Source organism: Paenibacillus phytorum (genome assembly GCF_013141715.1).
In the GTDB taxonomy this organism is placed as follows: Bacteria; Bacillota; Bacilli; order Paenibacillales; family NBRC-103111; genus Paenibacillus_E; species Paenibacillus_E phytorum.
This window is the reverse complement of record NZ_WHOA01000056.1, coordinates 1-2,307: the sequence shown is the minus strand read 5'-3', so window position 1 is coordinate 2,307 and position 2,307 is coordinate 1. Positions and strand designations below refer to the sequence as shown.

The window sequence follows — 2,307 nt, the reverse complement described above, 5'->3', positions numbered from 1 at the left end:
GAACGATAGTGAAGGAGCTTGCCTCGCGGCAACTCCTTTTTAGTGAGAAAATGAGCAAATCGGTGGGGTCATTTTTCAAGATGTAGCCAGTTCATTTCTAATTTACGGAATTCCTTAGGTGTAATGTCACGATGTTTTTTAAAAGACTGGATAAAATGATTTACATGATTGAAACCTACTCTCCGGGCAATTTCGGTTATCGTATATTCAGTAGATTCTAACAGCTCGCAGCTCCTTTTAATACGGTACTTAACCAAGTAATAATAAGGAGTCATATGAATGCTTTTTTTAAAGCTACGAGTGCACTCCGAAACACTCAAATGTGCTGCCTCGGCAATTTCCTTCAAAGTTATATTGTTTGTATAGTTTTGGTGGATAAAGCTAAGCATTAATTGCAGTCTCTCTTGTTGGAGTCTGTTATGTTTAGAGGACTCCTCTGAAGATAGGGAAATATTGGATATCAGAATTAACCATAACTGAACCGTTTTGATGGAAATCTCATACTGCCATCCCCAATTTTTTTTTATTTCAAATTCCTTCTTCATATACCAAAGTATTTGCAGGATTTGTTTTTGCCACTCCGCATCTCCTTTGATTACTAATGATAATAAGAAAGAATTAGTATAAGGAAGTACATAGCTTTTTTCCATGGCACTATCTGAATAAAAGGCGAGCAGCTTCTCCGGAAAATTAAAACTGACATATTGGCCGTCATGGGTTAGTTGTGTAACAACGTGAAGGACACTCTTATTGATAAAAATGGCCTGACCCGTTTCTAAATCATAATCGATTCCGTTGATTTGTATAGTTAGTTTCCCATTGGTCACTAAAGTAATTTGCAATTCTTCGTGCCAATGTAGATCGTTAACTCCTCTGCCTTCAGGAATAGATCCATGATTAGTATGAGTGTATATGATGTATGGAAATGCCTCGTCAGGATACTGAATGGCTTCGTGTAATTGCTTTTTCAAAGTACAGGCTCCTTTATTTGACGATATATCAATATAAATTAAAGATATAGTTACACAAAATAAACGTTGATGATGATATTATTATATCAAGCTTCGGCTTATCATTACAATTCTGTGCACAGGTAATTGTCTAACAGCTTGGAGGAACTATGGTTAAATTAAATAAATCTTCTTTACCTTCTCATCCGTTTATTTTGTTATTAATCAGTATATTGGCCGTTTCAATCTCTTCCATCATGATAAAATTTTCTGATACACCCACTTCTGTGGCTGGGATGTACAGATTGTTTATTTCCGTAATGATCTTGCTCGCTTTTGTACCTTGGAAAATGCTTCGCTCCGTAGATATGAATAAAAAAGATTGGAGTATCGTTATTTTAGCCGGTCTTTTTCTAGGGTTACACTTTTTATTCTGGATGGAATCATTGGTCTATACCTCAGTTGCAAGCTCCATGGTCATCTTGTCGTTACAGCCATTATTTGTAATGATCGGTTCATACTTTTTGTTCAAGGAACAAGCTAATCTGCTCACCGTTTTTTGCTTGATAGTTGCTCTTTTTGGTTCAATCATTATAGCTTGGGGAGACAACGGGATTTCGAAAGAAGCGCTAATTGGAGACGGCTTATCGTTAATAGGCACATTCTTCGTTTCAGCATATCTGTTGGCGGGGCAGAAAGTAAGCCGCAAATTGGATGCAAATGTGTACAGCATTTTCGTTTTTTTTATTGGCGGCATCATCATGCTCATCTACAATTTGTTGAATAATTACTCTTTAATTGATTACAACTCATCCGAGTGGACTTATTTTTTGTTGCTTGCAATAATCCCAACTATTTTTGGACAATGTATTTTTAATCTATTGTTAAAATCAATTGGGGCAACTACTGTCTCAGTAGGTATTATTGGAGAACCTGTTCTTGCCATTATTCTTGCGTATCTATTACTAGGAGAAACAATTTCTTTATTTCAGTTCTTAGGAGGTATGATGACTTTATTCGGTATGGGAATGTATTTTTGGTCAAAAACTTTAAAGTACAACGTTCAAAATAATAACTGATTAGTTGTGAATTTAGTATAGTTGGATAGGGGAATGAAAGATAGCAACAATTGATGATTTTTTGAAACTTGATATTCGTGTTGTATTTCTGCCATCCTTTAAAGACATCGTCAGGACTTAGTTTATATAGGTCAGCTGGAAGCGGAAAAAGCCGAAGGGTTAACAATGCACCCTTGCAAGTTAAGATCTTAAAGACTTGTCTCAGTTCTGGGAAGACAATGTCGACCCAGCGATGGATCTGATTAACGGCACTTACATGTCGTTTAACGACTGTTTCT

General features: G+C 36.2%; 2 protein-coding genes and 1 pseudogene. 1 reads left to right on the top strand and 2 read right to left on the bottom strand.

The features are described from left to right. Positions 1-68: 68 nt before the first annotated feature. Complete coding sequence (locus tag GC098_RS07835) at positions 69-971, bottom strand: AraC family transcriptional regulator (RefSeq protein WP_171642578.1); 903 nt, start codon at positions 969-971, stop codon at positions 69-71. Positions 972-1,120: 149 nt separating this feature from the next. Between GC098_RS07835 and GC098_RS07830 the strand changes: the two genes are divergently transcribed. Beyond that, complete coding sequence (locus GC098_RS07830) at positions 1,121-2,029, top strand: DMT family transporter (RefSeq protein ID WP_171642575.1); 909 nt, start codon at positions 1,121-1,123, stop codon at positions 2,027-2,029. A gap of 88 nt (positions 2,030-2,117) precedes the next feature. On the opposite strand, the pseudogene GC098_RS41930 reads toward GC098_RS07830, so the two are convergent. Beyond that, positions 2,118-2,307, bottom strand: a pseudogene (locus GC098_RS41930) (IS110 family RNA-guided transposase); the annotation flags it as partial.

Bases quoted from the DNA above. Each gene is read 5' to 3' on its own strand.
- GC098_RS07830 (WP_171642575.1), top strand. From the start codon at position 1,121: ATGGTTAAATTAAATAAATCTTCTTTACCTTCTCATCCGTTTATTTTG.